This window comes from Rhizobium sp. Root1212, assembly GCF_001424985.1.
GTDB lineage: Bacteria > Pseudomonadota > Alphaproteobacteria > Rhizobiales > Rhizobiaceae > Pararhizobium.
Genome location: NZ_LMDA01000012.1, coordinates 146,098 through 160,995 on the forward strand (window position 1 = coordinate 146,098; position 14,898 = coordinate 160,995).

Annotated in this window: 14 protein-coding genes; 10 read left to right on the forward strand and 4 right to left on the reverse strand. The window is 63.3% G+C overall.

The window, feature by feature from the left end; genetic code table 11:
• Positions 1 to 109 precede the first annotated feature (109 nt).
• From ASC86_RS12760 to ASC86_RS12780, 5 genes are all read left to right on the forward strand, one after another.
• The gene (locus tag ASC86_RS12760) at positions 110 to 1,141 is read left to right on the forward strand and encodes an ABC transporter ATP-binding protein (RefSeq protein WP_056321413.1); all 1,032 of its coding nucleotides are present in this window, start codon (positions 110 to 112) and stop codon (positions 1,139 to 1,141) included.
• Positions 1,138 to 1,992: an ABC transporter permease gene (locus ASC86_RS12765; RefSeq protein ID WP_056321416.1), complete on the forward strand. Its 855-nt coding sequence runs from the start codon at positions 1,138 to 1,140 to the stop codon at positions 1,990 to 1,992. Before ASC86_RS12760 ends, ASC86_RS12765 begins: the two co-directional genes overlap by 4 nt.
• Positions 1,989 to 2,786, forward strand: a complete 798-nt coding sequence (locus ASC86_RS12770; protein ID WP_056321418.1) for an ABC transporter permease — start codon at positions 1,989 to 1,991, stop codon at positions 2,784 to 2,786. The genes ASC86_RS12765 and ASC86_RS12770 overlap by 4 nt, the downstream gene beginning before the upstream one ends.
• On the forward strand, positions 2,783 to 3,568 hold the full coding sequence (locus tag ASC86_RS12775) for a carbon-nitrogen hydrolase family protein (RefSeq protein ID WP_056321420.1): 786 nt from the start codon (positions 2,783 to 2,785) through the stop codon (positions 3,566 to 3,568). Before ASC86_RS12770 ends, ASC86_RS12775 begins: the two co-directional genes overlap by 4 nt.
• Positions 3,569 to 3,665: 97 nt before the next feature.
• The gene (locus tag ASC86_RS12780) at positions 3,666 to 4,226 is read left to right on the forward strand and encodes an NADPH-dependent FMN reductase (RefSeq protein WP_056321423.1); all 561 of its coding nucleotides are present in this window, start codon (positions 3,666 to 3,668) and stop codon (positions 4,224 to 4,226) included.
• Positions 4,227 to 4,383: 157 nt separating this feature from the next.
• Here ASC86_RS12780 and ASC86_RS12785 read toward each other — a convergent pair whose 3' ends face one another.
• Positions 4,384 to 5,940, reverse strand: a complete 1,557-nt coding sequence (locus ASC86_RS12785) for a VOC family protein (protein WP_056321426.1) — start codon at positions 5,938 to 5,940, stop codon at positions 4,384 to 4,386.
• 32 nt (positions 5,941 to 5,972) lie between these two features.
• Positions 5,973 to 6,836 (reverse strand): SDR family NAD(P)-dependent oxidoreductase, encoded by an 864-nt coding sequence (locus ASC86_RS12790; protein WP_056321429.1) that lies wholly within the window; start codon positions 6,834 to 6,836, stop codon positions 5,973 to 5,975.
• Positions 6,837 to 6,987: 151 nt separating this feature from the next.
• On the opposite strand from ASC86_RS12790, the gene ASC86_RS12795 reads away from it, so the two are divergent.
• Both ASC86_RS12795 and ASC86_RS12800 read left to right on the forward strand, forming a co-directional pair.
• Positions 6,988 to 7,734, forward strand: a complete 747-nt coding sequence (locus tag ASC86_RS12795) for a Crp/Fnr family transcriptional regulator (RefSeq protein ID WP_056321432.1) — start codon at positions 6,988 to 6,990, stop codon at positions 7,732 to 7,734.
• A gap of 132 nt (positions 7,735 to 7,866) precedes the next feature.
• Entirely contained in the window at positions 7,867 to 8,268 is a 402-nt protein-coding gene (locus ASC86_RS12800; RefSeq protein WP_244477606.1) for a response regulator, read from the forward strand.
• Here the strand turns inward: ASC86_RS12800 and ASC86_RS12805 are convergent.
• Both ASC86_RS12805 and cysQ read right to left on the reverse strand, forming a co-directional pair.
• A complete protein-coding gene (locus ASC86_RS12805; protein ID WP_056321435.1) occupies positions 8,249 to 9,280 on the reverse strand; it encodes a DUF2793 domain-containing protein in 1,032 nt (343 codons plus the stop codon). The two genes, ASC86_RS12800 and ASC86_RS12805, sit on opposite strands and share 20 nt — an antisense overlap.
• Positions 9,281 to 9,389: 109 nt before the next feature.
• Positions 9,390 to 10,166: a 3'(2'),5'-bisphosphate nucleotidase CysQ gene (cysQ, locus tag ASC86_RS12810; protein ID WP_056321437.1), complete on the reverse strand. Its 777-nt coding sequence runs from the start codon at positions 10,164 to 10,166 to the stop codon at positions 9,390 to 9,392.
• A gap of 254 nt (positions 10,167 to 10,420) precedes the next feature.
• Between cysQ and ASC86_RS12815 the strand changes: the two genes are divergently transcribed.
• The 3 genes from ASC86_RS12815 to ASC86_RS12825 are packed head-to-tail and all read left to right on the forward strand — an operon-like array spanning position 10,421 to position 14,896.
• Positions 10,421 to 11,671 carry a sarcosine oxidase subunit beta family protein gene (locus ASC86_RS12815; protein WP_056321440.1) on the forward strand — a complete coding sequence of 417 codons (1,251 nt, stop codon included), beginning with the start codon at positions 10,421 to 10,423 and terminating at the stop codon, positions 11,669 to 11,671.
• A gap of 7 nt (positions 11,672 to 11,678) precedes the next feature.
• Entirely contained in the window at positions 11,679 to 11,939 is a 261-nt protein-coding gene (locus tag ASC86_RS12820; protein ID WP_056321441.1) for a sarcosine oxidase subunit delta, read from the forward strand.
• Positions 11,936 to 14,896: a sarcosine oxidase subunit alpha family protein gene (locus ASC86_RS12825; protein ID WP_056321444.1), complete on the forward strand. Its 2,961-nt coding sequence runs from the start codon at positions 11,936 to 11,938 to the stop codon at positions 14,894 to 14,896. Before ASC86_RS12820 ends, ASC86_RS12825 begins: the two co-directional genes overlap by 4 nt.
• The last annotated feature ends 2 nt before the right edge of the window (positions 14,897 to 14,898 follow it).

Genomic DNA, 14,898 nt, shown 5'->3' on the forward strand with positions numbered 1-14,898 from the left:
CGGCGGGGAGAAGGGACAAGCGGCAACCTCCATAGTTCCCTCTCCCCGCAGCGGGGAGAGGGCTAGGGTGAGGGGCCTTTCGACCACTCCCTTTGAGAAACAGAGAACAATGTCAGGCCTCGCGCTCAGCAACGTCACCAAGGAATTCGGCGCGTTCACCGCCGTCAACAACATCGACATCACGGTGCCGCACGGGACGTTCGTCTGCCTGCTTGGCCCCTCCGGCTGCGGAAAGACCACGCTTCTGCGCATGATCGCCGGCCTCGACCTGCCGACATCCGGTGCGATCAAGCTCGATGGCGACGACATTACCCGCGTTCCGACCCACAAGCGCAATCTCGGCATGGTGTTTCAGTCGCTGGCGCTCTTCCCGCATCTGACGGTGGGCGAAAACATCGCCTATCCGCTGCGCATTCGCGGCGTGGCCAAGGAAGAGCAGAAGAAGCGCGTCGACGAACTGCTCGCCATGATCCATCTTTCCGGCTATGCCGACCGGCCGGTGTCGAAACTTTCCGGTGGCCAGCGGCAGCGCGTGGCGATCGCGCGGGCGCTCTCGATCTCGCCAAAACTTTTCCTGCTCGACGAGCCGCTGTCGGCGCTCGATGCCAAGCTGCGCGAGGCGATGCAGGTGGAGCTTCGCCAACTGCAGCAGAAGCTCGGCATCACCACCATCGTCGTCACCCACGATCAGCGCGAGGCGATGACCATGGCCGATACGGTCGTCGTCATGAGCAAGGGCGAAATCCGCCAGGCAGCCTCGCCGATCGAAATCTATCGCCGTCCGGCCGATACCTTCGTCGCCGATTTCATCGGCTCGACCAACCTGCTCGACGCCGAAGCCAAGGGTGGCGCCGTCACCGTTCTCGGCCAGCCGGTCTCCGGCATCTCGCTCGGCTCTGCTGCCAAGGCGACGCTTTCCGTGCGCCCCGAAGACGTGCATCTGACAGCGCCCGGCAACGGCGCGCTCTCCGGCACCGTGACCTTCGTGCGCGATCTCGGCGGCACGATCGAAACCTTCGTCGATGTCGCGGGACGCCAGATCGTCGCCGTCTCGACGCCGCGGGCGCGGCCCGATGTCACCGTCGGCCAGCCGGTCGGCATCACGCTTCTTCCCGATGTCTGCGTGGTGCTGGCCAAATGAGACGCGAACCGCCCCAACGCCTTGTCGATTATGCACCTATCGCCTTTCCCGCGATCATGCTCACCGTCTTCTTCGTCATTCCCTTCGCGACGATGATCGCCGTCAGCTTCTTCCAGCGACAGCAGGGCGGATTTTATATCCCGGCCTTCCAGCTTGCGAATTACGAGCGATTCCTCAGCCTGTTCTTCGCCAATGTGCTCGGCTTTTCGCTGATGCTGGCGATCGTGGTGGCGATCTGCTGCGTGCTGCTCGCGCTGCCCTTCACTTATCTTCTGGCGCGCATGTCGCGAAAGGCGCAGGTCGTCTGGCTGGTGGCGCTGCTTTCGGTGCTGTCGCTGTCGGAAGTCATCATCGGCTTTGCCTGGTCGACGCTGTTTTCACGCACCGCCGGCATCACCAATCTGTTGGTCATGATGGGCGTAATGAGCGAGGCCAAGGCGCTGCTGCCGAGTTTCGGCGCGGTGCTGACCGGCATGGTCTATCAGGCCTTTCCCTATACGGTGCTGGTGCTCTATCCGGCGATCGTGCGGCTTGATCCGACGCTGACGGAAGCCGCGCGCACCCTCGGAGCGTCGCCGCTCAAGGCCTTTTTCACCGTCGTCGTGCCGGCGCTGCGCAACACCATCACGGCAACGCTGATCATGGTCTTCATCTTCGCGCTCGGCTCCTACCTTCTTCCGCAGCTGCTCGGCCGGCCGCAGCACTGGACGCTGTCGGTGCTGATCACCGATCAGGCCGTCTACCAGTCGAACATGCCGTTTGCGGCGGCGATGGCGGTGTTCCTCGTGCTCGTCACGCTCGGCCTCGTCGCGCTCACCGCCTTTGTCGGCCGCAAGGGAGAAGCCGCATGAACGCCTTGCGCAATCTCTATTTCGTTGTCATCGGCCTGTTTCTGGCGCTGCCGCTGATCGTCGTTGCCGGCGTATCCGTCAATGAGAAGCAGACGCTCGCCTTCCCGCCCAAGGGCTTTTCGCTCTCCTGGTATGGCGAGATCTTCCTCAATCCCGAATGGCGCAACGCGCTCTTCGCGTCGCTGACGCTGGCCGTTTGCTCGGCGGCGCTGGCGGTGGCGATCGCGCTGCCGCTCTCCTGGTTCCTCTGGCGGCGGGTGGCGCCGTGGGCGAATATCTTCCAACTGCTCGGCATTGCGCCGTTCACGCTGCCGCCGGTCATCACAGCGCTCGGCATGCTCACCTTCTGGGCGACGACCGGTTTTTACGGCCAGCCGTGGACGGCCGTCATCAGCCACGCGATCTTCTTCGTCACGCTGCCGCTGGTGACGCTTTCGCTCGGTTTCACCGCCATCGACCGCTCGCTGGTCGAAGCGGCGGCGACGATGGGAGCTGATGACAGGACGATCTTCCGGACGGTCGTCCTGCCGCTGATCCTGCCTTACATCGTCTCCGGCTACGCCTTTGCCTTCGTCCTGTCGCTCAACGAATATATCGTTGCCTACATGACCGTCGGCTTCACGGTGGAGACGCTGCCAATCAAGATCTTCAATGCGCTGCGCTACGGCTATACGCCGACCATGGCATCGGTGACGATCCTGTTCGTTGCAACGGCGGCCGTCATCTTCTCGCTGGTCGCCCGCTTCGGCGATCTCCCGAAACTGCTGGGCGCCATGGCGGCGGACGACAAATGATCACTCTTGCCGCGTTGCAAATGAAATCCGAGAGTGGCGATGTCGCCGCCAATCTCGCCCGGATCGAAAAGGCGGCTATGGAAGCCGCCGCCAAGGGTGCAAGCCTGCTGGTGACGCCGGAACTCGGCATCACCGGTTATGGCTGCGGTGAACTGCTCACCCGGCTTGCCGAACCCGCCGATGGGTCGACGGTCCAGCGCCTGAAGGCCATTTCCTCTGAGGCGGAGGTTGCCATCATAGCCGGCTTTGCCGAACGGGACGGAGACACTGTTTTCAACAGCGCCGTCTATGTCGATGGTGAGAAGACCCCGGTTGTCTACCGCAAATCCCATCTCTACGGCGATTACGAGCGCGAACTGTTCGTGCCCGGCGAACCGGCCGCCAATCTCTTCGATCATCGCGGCGTCACCTGCGGCATGCTGATCTGCTACGATGTCGAGTTTCCGGAAAACGTCCGGCGGCTGGCGCTGGCCGGCGCCGATGCCGTGCTGGTGCCGACGGCGCTGCCGGCCGGCTGGTCCGGTGCCTTCATTGCCGAACACATGATCCGCACCCGCGCCTTCGAAAACCAGGTTTTCGTTGCCTATATCAACCATTGCGGCTCTGACGAACGCTTCTCCTTTGCCGGGCTGTCACGCATCGCCTCGCCAGACGGCAACCTGATCGCCAGCGGCGGCCCGAGCGATGAGAGCCTGATGCTGGTCAGGATCGATCCCGCCGAATTCAACGTTTCGCGGGCGGAAAATACCTATCTGGGCGACCTCCACCGCCGCGCCGGTTGAGGAGCCTTGACAAGGAAAGCCGGGATAATCCGGCTTTTCGGCTCGACTTTTGAGCGGGGCGCACCATCATCTCCCTATAGCAAACAAGGGTGATGAGATGATCAAGCTGCTCGGCATTTCCGGAAGTCTTCGCAAGGCCTCCTTCAACAAGGCGCTGCTTCATGCGGCGTTGGAACTTCCGTTGGCCGATGTCCGCTTCACCGCAGGCACTATCGAGGGCATTCCGCTCTACAATGCCGATATCGAGCGTGAGGGCGTGCCGGCGCCGGTGCAACTTCTGAGGGATCAGATCGCCGGTGCCGATGGCGTGATCCTGTTTACCCCCGAATACAACAATTCCATGCCGGGCGTGTTCAAGAACGCGATCGACTGGGCCAGTTCCTCGATGACCGGGGCGCCGAATGTCTTTGCCGGTCGCGCTTTTGCACTCGCTGGCACGTCGCCGAGCCCGTTCGGCACGCTGCTCAGCCAGAATGCCTGGCTTCCCGTTTTTCGCACGCTGGGCGCGGACCTCTGGTCCGGCAAGCGGCTGATGCTGCCGAAGGCGGGCGCGCTGTTCGACAAGGACAGCAAACTGGTGGATGAGGACGCACGGGGGCGATTGAAGGCCTTTGTCGAGGCCTTCGCCGATTATGTGAAGAAGGAGAAGGGGCTATAGGGCTTTTTCGCTGCAAACGAGGCCCGTCCGCCTCGCTCTCCTCCATCATGCTCGGGCGTGTCCCGAGCATCTGCCAAACTCTCCGCGCTGATGAGGGGCAGCGGACCCTCGGCACAAGGCCGAGGGTGACGATGGAGAGTAGGGCGGGTGAAATTCATTAAGACGTGTAACGGCTTAACCATTCCTTGATAATCGTTGCGTCGATATCGCCGATCTCATGTCCTGCGCTGATCGTGCGGGCTTCGACCTTGGCACCGCGTGTGGTCAGCAGTTTTTCCAACTCCGCGGCATAGGGAGCGTAGGGGTCCGTAGCGCCGGTTATAACAAGGATTTCCGTGCCGGAGAGATCGACATCGGGGATTTCGGTCAGCGGGTTCATCGCCCTGAGCAGCACGGCGCGGCGGATGAGGCCGGGTTGCAGCAGCATGGTCGCTGTGATCATGTTGGCGCCGTTGGAATAGCCGAGGAAGGTCATGCGGTCCCTGTCGAGGCCGTAACCGACGGCGGCTTCTTCCATTGTCGCGGCAAAAGCCTCCGCTTCCGAAGCGATATCGGCCTGATCGAAGGTGAAGGGCGTAATGCGGCGGAAGAAGCGCGGCGCACCTTCTTCGGTGCTGCGGCCGCGCAGGCTGAAGAGCAGGGCGTGGGGGGCTGCCTTGCGGCCGAGCGGCAGTAGCGTCGTTTCGCTGGCGCCGCTGCCGTGCAACAGGACGAGGGTGCTGCCATCAGGCTCCGCCGGCTGGTTCAGCCGGTGCACGAAGGGCAGGTCGCGGGCGGCAAAGCGTTCTTCGCCGGGCAGGGCGAATTGCGGCAGCATCACGATCATCGCCTCGCGATCGCCGGTGAAATGGGCAGGAATGAACAGGCGGCTGCCGAGGGTTTCGCGATCCTCGTCCACGGTCATGCCGGGCGCGTCGGTCGCGAATTCGAACAGGGTGCCGCCCGGTTCGCGCATGTAGAGCGAGAAGAAATATTTGCGATCATGCACCGCCGTCTCGTCCTGCCCTTCGCGGTGCAGGGTGTCGTTGAGCGTGGTGACCTCGGCCTGATGGGCGGCGCGGAAGGCGATGTGGTCGATGGTGCCGGTGCCGGGCGCGGCCGTCCAGAAGCCACCGGCGTTGCGCACGTCGATGATATCGCCTGAGGCGGAGACGAGGCGGCGAATGGCATCCGTCCGGTCGTCGTCGCGATAGCCGAAATGGCTGATGACGACGTCGGCGGTCTCGTCGGGCTTTTCCGTGAGGATGGTCGCGCCGCGCAGCCGCCGGATGGCGTCGGTCTGCGGGATGTCGCCGTCATAGGGCGGGTGTTCGGACGGGAAGATGTCGGCGCCGACCAGCTTGACGATGACGCCGTCCGGGTCCTTCAGCCGGATCACCGGCTCGCCGAATTCCTGCGCAGGGCCGGTCGTGGCGATGCCGAAGCGCAGCGCCCGCGTCAACCAGAAGCCGATGCTTTCCGCAGGGATGGCAAAGGCGATCTCGCTCGGCTGGCCGTGGCCGACGCGGCCGGGCGCGCCGTCTTCCCAGACGAGGAAGGAGACGAGCGAACCGGGCGAGCCGATGGCATCGCCATAGAACACGTGAAGCTGTGCGGCATCCTCAAAACCGGCGGTGCGCTTGACGAGCCGCAGGCCCAGGAAGCCGACGTAAAAGTCGACATTGGCCTGCACCTTGCGGGTGATGAGCGTGATGTGATGGATGCCGCTGGTCATGGAGCCCTACCGTTTCGAAATTGCGTGCCTTTTTACCGGTGCTTCAGACTTTCGGCGAGATGCGCCTTGAAGGCCTCGGCGTGATCCTTGTGCCAGCGCGACAGAGGCGGCCGGTTTTCGACGATATCGCCGGCGGCCCAGAGAATGCGGGCTTCATCGGTTGCCCGGTCGACATCGTTGTCGGGGCAGAGGATATAGAAATCGCCGCGTTCGAGGCTTTCGATCATGAAGTCGACGGTCTGTTCCGGCGTCCAGGCACCGGCGGGCTTTTCCGTGCGATTGCCGGCGGTAAGGCCGGTATAGACGAAACCGGGGATCAGCAGATGGGCGCTGACCCTGCAGTTTTCGGTGTTGCGAAGTTCGTGTTCCAGAGCTTCAGTAAAGGCCTTCACGCCCGCCTTGGAGACATTGTAGGCGGGGTCGCCGGGCGGGGTGGTGATGCCCTGTTTCGAACCGGTATTGATGATCAGCCCCGGCCCGCCATCGGCGATCATGCCGGGGGCGAACACCCGCGAACCGTGGATGACGCCCCAGAGATTGACGGCCAGCACGCTTTCCCAATTCCCGAGCGGGCCGAACATGGCGCTGCCCGGCTGGATGCCGGCATTGTTCATCAGCACATGGATGGCGCCGAATTTTTCGCGGGCGGCATGTTCGAGCGCCTGTAGCGAGGCAAGCTCCGAGACATCGGTCGCAACGGCAAGCACGGTGTCGCTGCCACCGGCCTCGGCCACCTGCCGGGTGGCGGCCTCAAGCTTTTCGCCGGGGAGATCGGCAAGCACCAGCTTCATGCCGAGGCTGGCAAAGCGTTTTGCCGCGGCAAGGCCGATGCCGGAGGCGGCACCGGTGACGACGGCGACATTCTGGCTGGCGAGAGCGGTCATGGCGATCTCCATAAAAGATGTTGCGCTTCAGGAATTTGTGCAGAAACTAGGTCTGCGGCGTCAGGAAGTCCACAGCGCGCTTCCGGTTTTCCCAGTCCGGCCGCGGCCCTTGTCCTTGATATCGCGGACACTAATTGGCTTCAGCGAAGGCAGGAGGGGCGCATTGAGCAAGAGACACGAGAAGCAGACACCCTGCCAGCAATGTCCGCTGCGGGCGCTCCCGCACTTCCGGGAGTTCACGCCCGAAGAGCTTGAATTCGTCTCCCGTTTCAAGGTCGGCGAGCTTTCGGTCGATCCCGGCACGACGATCCTCTCGGAAGGCGCCAACAGCGCCCATCTGTTCACGGTGCTCTCCGGCTGGGGCTTTCGCTACAAGATGCTGGACGACGGCCGCCGGCAAATCCTCAACTATATGATGCCCGGCGATCTCATCGGCCTGCAGGGCACGCTGATGCGCGAGATGCAGCATTCCGTCGAGGCGCTTTCGCCGGTGACGCTCTGTGTCTTCGAGCGCGAAAAGCTCAATACGCTGTTTCGCAATCATCCGGGCCTCGGCTACGACATGACCTGGATCGCGGCGCAGGAAGAGCGCATCCTCGATGAAAACCTGCTCAGCATCGGCCGCCGCTCGGCGCTGGAGCGGGCGGCCTATCTTCTCGCTTTCCTTTACCGGCGCGCCGAAGCGACCAACCTGTTCAGGAACCAGCGCGTTTCGCTCCCCATCACCCAGCAGCATATTGCCGATACGCTCGGGCTCTCGACCGTGCATACCAACCGGACGCTCAAGAAACTGGCCGATCGCAAGCTTATCCGCTGGGCGGAGCGTGGATGCGATATTCTCGACGACGAGGGGCTGGCCGACGCCGCCGGCTGGGCCGGCTATCGGGAGACCCAACGTCCGTTCATCTGACGGGACTTTCGTCGCATAGGAAAAATCTCCCAGTATGTCATATTTAATAGCGGGGCGTGGCGACAGTCGCGTAGCCTCGGCGGCATGATCCGGAGTGATGCGAATCCGGTCCCCGTCAAACTGGATATGACCTTGATTTCGAAACTGCCCTTGCCCATCTCGCGTGTCCTCGTGCTGGAAGACAATTTCCTCATTGCGCTGGACGCGGAAGACATGCTGAGGAAACTCGGCGTTCTCCATGTTGAAATTGCCGTCAATCTCGCCCAGGCATCGGCTCTTCTGTCGGAAAACGCCTTCGATTTTGCCCTTCTCGATGTCGATCTCGGCCATGAGACGAGCTTCGGCTTTGCCGAAAGGCTCGCTGGGCAGGGTATCGCCTTCGGCTTTGTCAGCGGCTATGACGAGGGGGCGGATTTCCCGCCCGCCCTGCGCGCTCGCGCCCGCCTGTCGAAACCGTTCGACGAGGAGATGCTGCGGGCGTTCCTGATTGCAGTACTCGAAACCTCCTCCGACCTCAAAGCATCACGAGGCTGATCTCGGTCTTGCCAAGGCCGAAATCGATCGGCGTCGAGCCGGTATGCTCCAGCACCAGCCAGTCGCCGGCCGTCAGCATGGCAAGCCCGATAGCGGTCATGTTGTAGCTTGCGGTCGCCGCATCGTTGTCGCGGACGCTGGCGATGGTGGTGGTGCCGTTCACCCTGGCGTCGACGCTGAAGGCGCCGGCCGGATTGGCCTCGACGGACAGGCAAACGAGATAGGGCGCGGTTTCGGGGATGATCAGCCGGTTGCCGCCGCCGGCGACACTTGCCCCGAGGCTGAAACCGCCCTGATTAATCGCAAACGTGGAAAAGCCCGTCTGGCTACCGGAAGACGGCGTGACGAGGCCGCCGCCGCGCGTGGCGCGGGCGAGCGGCCGGTTCGGCATCAGCACGCGGCCGGCAGCACCCACCGTCAGTGCCTCCTGCCAGGTCGAGCCGTCGCCGCTGACCTTGATGGAAAAGGCGTCGTTTCCGGCAAGTCCCATTTCCGCGCGTCCCGACCAGCCGCTCTGGAACAGCAGGCTTGCGGTATCCGTTGGACCCGCCTTGTTGATCTTCAGCCGATGGTCGTCGCCGTCGTGAGTGAGCAGGGTGGCGTCGGCGGAAACGGCAAGGCGGTTGGTCGCGTCGGCTGAGGTGTTGATGCCGAAGACGGCATGCGTGGCGAGGGCGTCATAGGCGGCAAAGCCGCTGCCATCATGGATTTTCAGGCTGTCGTCGGCAACGAACCATGCCCTCCAGCCGCGCTTCGGCGTAATGAAGATCCAGCTGCCGTCCTGACGAAAGGCCAGCTTGCCGCTCTTGCCGGAAAAGGCGCCGGTGGGGCTGGCGGCCACGAAGTAGCAGTCGCCCTCCGCGGGCGTGGCGGGCGGCGTGGCAAGCGATGCGGTGATCGTCAGTTGGGTGACGGCATCGAGGCGCTGCAGGGCCTCGTTGTGGGTCACGTGCTTCTGCGCCTGCGAGGGTAGGATGTAGGGCATTTCGAGATTGGCGGTGGTTTCGCTCATCATGGTCTCCTTGGCTGGCAAGAGCCTAAGGGAGCCACGGCCCGCGGGGAGGGCGGGGAAAGACTGCGCACGGAAAAGACAGGGAAAATCGCGGCGGTAATGCCCGGTATCAGACCTTGCCGCGCGAGACGAAATAGGGATTGGCGAAATCCACGTCGTGCGGCTGGTTGCGCTTGCCGTAGAACAGCGGGCTCCCGTCCATGGTCACGGTTTCGCCGCCCGCGGCACGCAGCACGGCGTCGCCGGCGGCCGTATCCCATTCCATCGTGCGGCTGAGCCGGGGATAGATATCGGCAAGCCCTTCGGCCAGCAGGCAGAATTTCAGCGACGAACCGACGGATTCGTAGTCGGTCACCCCGTGTTCGGCGAGATAGGCGATGGTTTCCTGGCTGTTGTGCGAGCGGCTGGCGAGCGCGACGATCCGGTCGCCACGGCTGCGACAGCCGATGACCACGGGATCGCCGATCTCCTTCTGCCCGGAAATCACGGATTTCTGGGCTATGCCGCCATCGGCGGCATAGAGAATGCCGAGCGCCGGGGCATAGACGATGCCGGCCACCGGTTCACCTTTTTTGATCAAGGCGATGTTGACAGTGAAATCATGATTGCGGTCGACGAATTCGCGGGTTCCATCCAGCGGGTCAACGAGGAAGAAGGTCTTGCCCTCGATATCGGGAATGCAGCCGGCGGCGACGGATTCCTCGGCGACGACGGGGATATCGGGGAAGTGCACGGCAAGACGGTCGAGGATGATGCGTTCCGCCGTCTCGTCGGCATCGGTGACGGGAGAACAGTCGGCCTTGTGGCGGACCTCGTGGCCGGCATTGTAGATGTCGAGGATGGCTCTTCCGGCGGCGACGGCTGCTTGTGCCAGTATGTCGAGCATGGTCGCTCTTTCGCCCCTTCTTGCGCCGGTCCTGTCGGTTTTTCACGGCGATCCTTAGCGGAGCGGCCGTCCCATCACAAGGACTATACGCCGGCCTTTTAAACAAGTCATTCCTTATGCTTAGGGGTTTTTTGACAATGGCGCGGAAATCGTCGCGCAAGGCCGCGAAGATTGTTATAGGGCTGGGACCAATGACCTTTGCGCCCGCATGCCGATATGCCAATGTGCGGGAAAATCATGGAACGGTAAAAGGCATGCGTTATTCCGCATTCGCACTCGTTAAGCAGGCATTGCAGGGCAACAGGGGCTGGACGCCGGCCTGGCGCGAGCCGCAGCCGAAGCCGCATTACGACGTGATCATCGTCGGCGGCGGCGGACATGGGCTGGCGACGGCCTATTATCTCGCCAAGGAATTCGGCGTGAAGAACATCGCCGTGCTCGAAAAGGGCTATCTCGGCTCCGGGAATGTCGGCCGCAACACGACTATCGTGCGCTCCAACTACCTGCTACCCGGCAACGAGCCGTTCTACGAGTTCTCGCTCAAACTTTGGGAAGGGCTGGGGCAGGACCTCAACTACAACGTCATGCTCTCCCAGCGCGGCATCATCAATCTCTTCCACAGCGATGCCGACCGCGATGCCCATATCCGGCGCGGCAATGCCATGTGGATGGAAGGCGTGCCGGCCGAACTGCTCGACCGCGAAACGCTGAAGAAGATGATGCCCTTCCTCAATTTCGATCATGCCCGTTTCCCGATCATGGGCGGCCTGTTGCAGAAACGGGCCGGCACGGCCCGCCATGATGCGGTGGCCTGGGGTTTTGCCCGAGGTGCGGACCGGCATGGCGTCGATCTCATCCAGCATTGCGAGGTGACGGGCATTCGCCGGGAAAACGGCGTGGTGGTCGGCGTCGAAACGTCTCGCGGCTTCATCGGCTGCGGCAAGCTGGGGCTGGCTGCGGCCGGCAATACCTCCGTCGTCGGCCAGATGGCGGGGCTGAAGCTACCGATCGAAAGCCATGTGCTGCAGGCCTTCGTGACGGAGGGGCTGAAGCCCTGCATCGATCACGTCATCACCTATGGCGCCGGGCATTTCTACATCTCCCAGTCCGACAAGGGCGGGCTGGTGTTCGGCGCTGAGATCGATGGCTACAGCTCTTATGCCCAGCGCGGCGGTCTCGCGACCGTCGAGCATGTGATGGAGGAGGGGGTGACGATGATCCCCGGCCTTTCCCGCGTGCGCGTGCTGCGCTCCTGGGCGGGGGTGATGGACATGAGCATGGACGGCTCGCCGATCATCAGCCGCACTGATATCGACAATCTCTACCTGAACTGCGGCTGGTGTTACGGCGGCTTCAAGGCGACGCCGGCGTCGGGCTTCTGCTTTGCCCACCTGATCGCCAAGGGCGAGACGCATCCGGCCGCGCGCTTCCTGCGGCTTGATCGCTTCGAGCGCGGCTATCCCATCGACGAACACGGCGCTGGTCCCCAGCCAAACCTGCACTGAGAGTTCCATGGCAAGCTTTATTTCCTGTCCGCATTGCGGCATCCGGCCGAAGGAAGAGTTCACGGTGAGGGGCGATGCCTCCGTCATTCGCCCGGAGCCGGACGCATCCGACGAGGCGTGGCACAATTATGTCCACATCCGCGCCAATCCCCGCGGACGCACCCGCGAGCACTGGCAGCATGTGTTCGGTTGCCGGCGATTTCTGGTGGTCGAGCGCGATACCGTCACCCATGAGGTCTATAGCGTGACCGATGGAGGCAGCCGATGACGGCCTATCGTCTCCCCGAGGGCGGCCTCGTCGACCGCACGACGTCGCTCGATTTCCGCTTCGACGGCACGCGTTTCAAGGGTCATCCTGGCGATACGCTGGCCTCGGCGCTGCTCGCCAACGATCAACTGCTGCTCGCCCGCAGTTTCAAGTATCACCGCCCGCGCGGTCTGGTGACCGCAGGCGTCTCCGAGCCGAATGCGCTGGTGAGCATCGGCAGCGGCGCGCGCACGGATGCCAACACCCGTGCCACGGTGGCGGAGCTTTATGCCGGGCTGGAGGCCCGCAGCCAGAACAACTGGCCGTCGCTGAAGTACGATATCGGCGCTCTCAACAATCTGCTGTCGCCGTTCCTGTCCGCCGGCTTCTACTACAAGACCTTCATGTGGCCGGCCGCCTTCTGGGAAAAGCTCTACGAGCCGCTGATCCGCCGCGCCGCCGGCCTCGGCCGCGCCGTACTGGAGCGCGACCCGGAAAGCTATGAGAAATGCTGGACGCACTGCGATCTGCTGATCGTCGGCTCCGGTCCCGCCGGCCTTTCGGCGGCGCTAACGGCAGGCCGTGCCGGCCTGCGCGTCGTGCTCGCCGAGCAGGATTTTCGCATGGGCGGGGCGCTGTTGTCCGACAGCACGGCGATCGACGGCAATTCTGCGTCGGTCTTCGCCGAGGCTTCGCTTGCCGAACTTGCGACGCTTCCGAATGTCACGCTGATGCCGCGCACCACCGTCTTCGGCTGGTATGACGACAATGTCTTCGGCGCGGTCGAGCGGGTGCAGAAGCACGTGGCCCAGCCGATCGCCAAACTGCCGGTGGAGCGCCTGTGGCGCATCGCGGCCAAGCGGGCGCTGCTGGCGACCGGTGCGGAAGAACGGCCACTGGTTTTCGGCGGCAACGACCGCCCCGGCGTGATGACGGCGAGCGCGATCGGCACCTATGCCAATCGCTTCGGCGTTGCGGCGGGAAAATCCGTCGCGATCTTCACCAACGGCAATGCCGGCTATCGCACAGCGGCCGATCTCCTCCGCCACGGCGTCGGCATCGCTGCGATCATCGATACGCGCAGTGATGCACCCGCAGTGGATGATTTGAAGGATGTCCGTATCATCAAAGGCGCCGGCATCGTCGACACGATGGGCGGGCAGCGACTGGGCAAGCTGGTGTTCGAACGCTCGGGTTATGAAGAGGTCATCGCCTGCGATGCTATCGGCATGTCCGGCGGCTTCAATCCGGTGATCCATCTCGCCTGCCAGCGCGGGGCGCGGCCGGTCTGGTCGAGCGAACTCGATACTTTCCTCGCGCCGGATGTTGGCGGCGGGCTCTCGATTGCGGGGGCTGCGGCCGGGTACTACACGCTCTCCGCCTGTCTTGCCGATGGTGCGGAAAAGGCGGCTACTATTGCCGCCGATCTCGGCTTCGCCGTCACAGCCGATGAAGCGCCCGCCGTGGGAGAGGAGGTCGATCCCTCCTTCACTACGCTCTGGTATGTGCCCGGCGCAAAATCGAAGGCCTTCGTCGATTTCCAGAACGATGTTCACGCCCGCGATCTCGGCCTCGCTCTGCGAGAAGGGTTTGGCCATATCGAGCATGCCAAGCGCTACACGACCAATGGCATGGCGACCGATCAGGGCAAGCTTTCCGGCGTTAACGCCGCCGGCATTCTGGCCGGCATGCGCGGCGTGAGCCCCGCCGAAGTCGGCATCACCACCTTCCGCCCGTTCTACACGCCCGTTTCCTTCGGTGCACTCGCCGGCACGGCGCGCGACATGCATGCCGCCCCGAAGCGGGTCTCGCCGCTGCATGGCTGGGCGGAGCGCAACGGCGCGGTCTTCGTCGAAGCCGGCCTCTGGCATCGCTCGTCATGGTTCCCGCGCGAGGGTGAAAGGACCTGGCGGCAGACAACCGACCGGGAAGTCCTCAACGTGCGCGAAAATGTTGGCCTCTGCGATGTCTCGACACTCGGCAAGATCGAAGTTTTCGGCACCGATGCCGCCGAGTTCCTCAACCGGCTCTATTGCAACGCTATGGCGAAGCTGCCGATTGGCAAGGCACGTTACGGCCTGATGTTGCGCGAAGACGGTATCGTCTATGACGACGGCACGGTGAGCCGCTTCGGTGAAAACCACTTCTTCGTCACGACGACGACCGGCCTTGCCGCCGGCGTGCTGAGCCACATGGAATATTGCGCCCAGGTGCTGTGGCCGGACCTCGATGTGCGCTTCACCTCCGTTACCGACCAATGGGCGCAAATGTCGATTGCCGGTCCGAAAGCGCGGGCGGTCGTGCAGGCGATGATCGAGGACGATATTTCCAATGTGGCCTTTCCTTACCTGTCAGTCGGCGTGGTGACGCTGAAGGGCGGCCTCAAGGCGCGGCTGTTCCGCATCTCTTTTTCCGGCGAACTGGCCTATGAGCTGGCGGTGCCCGCCGGTTATGGCGAAAGCGTCGCCGATGCCGTCATAGAGGCGGGCAGGGCGCATGGCATCTGCGCCTATGGGCTTGAGGCGCTCAACGTCCTGCGCCTGGAAAAGGGCTATGTCACCCATGCCGAATTCGATGGCCGCGTGACGCCTGACGATGCCGGCTTCGGCCGCATGGTTTCGGCCCAGAAGCCGGATTTCATCGGCAAGCGCCTGTCCACCCGTTACGGCCTGACCGCTGCCGACCGCATGCAAATGGTCGGCCTCAAACCCGCCGAGAAGGACAAGACCATCCGCGCCGGCGCGCACCTCCTGAAGGACGGGGCGAAACCCTCGACCATCAACGATCAGGGTTATGTCAGTTCCGCCTGTTTCTCCCCAGTGCTGGGACACGACATCGCGCTCGCCTTCCTGAAATCCGGCCGGGAACGCTATGGCGAACGCATTGTCGTCTGGGACAGGCTGAAGAACGAGGAGACGATGGCCGAGGTCTGCGAACCGGTCTTCGTCGATCCCCTCTCCGCAAAGCTCAAGGTCTAAGG

What these genes read in the sequence shown, in the direction of transcription:
- ASC86_RS12825 (WP_056321444.1), top strand. Translation starts at nt 11,936, where the DNA reads ATGACGGCCTATCGTCTCCCCGAGGGCGGCCTCGTCGACCGCACGACG.
- ASC86_RS12760 (WP_056321413.1), top strand. Translation starts at nt 110, where the DNA reads ATGTCAGGCCTCGCGCTCAGCAACGTCACCAAGGAATTCGGCGCGTTC.
- ASC86_RS12805 (WP_056321435.1), bottom strand. Translation starts at nt 9,280, where the DNA reads ATGAGCGAAACCACCGCCAATCTCGAAATGCCCTACATCCTACCCTCG.
- ASC86_RS12775 (WP_056321420.1), top strand. Translation starts at nt 2,783, where the DNA reads ATGATCACTCTTGCCGCGTTGCAAATGAAATCCGAGAGTGGCGATGTC.
- ASC86_RS12790 (WP_056321429.1), bottom strand. Translation starts at nt 6,836, where the DNA reads ATGGAGATCGCCATGACCGCTCTCGCCAGCCAGAATGTCGCCGTCGTC.
- ASC86_RS12815 (WP_056321440.1), top strand. Translation starts at nt 10,421, where the DNA reads ATGCGTTATTCCGCATTCGCACTCGTTAAGCAGGCATTGCAGGGCAAC.
- ASC86_RS12785 (WP_056321426.1), bottom strand. Translation starts at nt 5,940, where the DNA reads ATGACCAGCGGCATCCATCACATCACGCTCATCACCCGCAAGGTGCAG.
- ASC86_RS12820 (WP_056321441.1), top strand. Translation starts at nt 11,679, where the DNA reads ATGGCAAGCTTTATTTCCTGTCCGCATTGCGGCATCCGGCCGAAGGAA.
- cysQ (WP_056321437.1), bottom strand. Translation starts at nt 10,166, where the DNA reads ATGCTCGACATACTGGCACAAGCAGCCGTCGCCGCCGGAAGAGCCATC.
- ASC86_RS12770 (WP_056321418.1), top strand. Translation starts at nt 1,989, where the DNA reads ATGAACGCCTTGCGCAATCTCTATTTCGTTGTCATCGGCCTGTTTCTG.
- ASC86_RS12780 (WP_056321423.1), top strand. Translation starts at nt 3,666, where the DNA reads ATGATCAAGCTGCTCGGCATTTCCGGAAGTCTTCGCAAGGCCTCCTTC.
- ASC86_RS12765 (WP_056321416.1), top strand. Translation starts at nt 1,138, where the DNA reads ATGAGACGCGAACCGCCCCAACGCCTTGTCGATTATGCACCTATCGCC.